The organism is Weissella kandleri, from assembly GCF_045504165.1.
GTDB classification, from domain to species: Bacteria; Bacillota; Bacilli; order Lactobacillales; family Lactobacillaceae; genus Weissella; species Weissella kandleri_A.
In genome coordinates this window covers 1-326 of record NZ_JBJJNY010000035.1, presented here as the reverse complement: position 1 = coordinate 326, position 326 = coordinate 1, and the positions used below count along the sequence as shown (strand labels likewise).

1 protein-coding gene is annotated in these 326 nt (G+C 38.3%); it reads right to left on the bottom strand.

Going from position 1 to position 326, the window contains the following annotated elements:
- The coding region (locus tag ACJQWY_RS06905; RefSeq protein ID WP_407076994.1) for a MucBP domain-containing protein at window positions 1–326 on the bottom strand (326 nt) is incomplete at both ends.

Below are 326 nucleotides of genomic sequence, written 5' to 3'. Positions count from 1 at the left end.
GTATTTGAGTTATTATCACCGGAATGATCTGGTGTATCAGGCTTAGCTGGTTGACTTGGATCAGTTGGCTTTACATTATCATCATTCTTAGTGTAAATGTACGTTACTGTTTGTGCCTTATCAGTAAACTCTCCGTTCGCTGAACCTTGAACTTCCTTGAAAGTATATCCAGTAATATCCTTCTTCTCAGTCGTATACTTATCGCCAACGTTTCCTGACTTCACTTCTGATTTGGCAATTTCTTTACCATTTTCATCGACATACTTAACTGTTACATCTGCACCCTTTTCAGGATTCTTGGTATAGATATAAGTCACCGTTTGTGC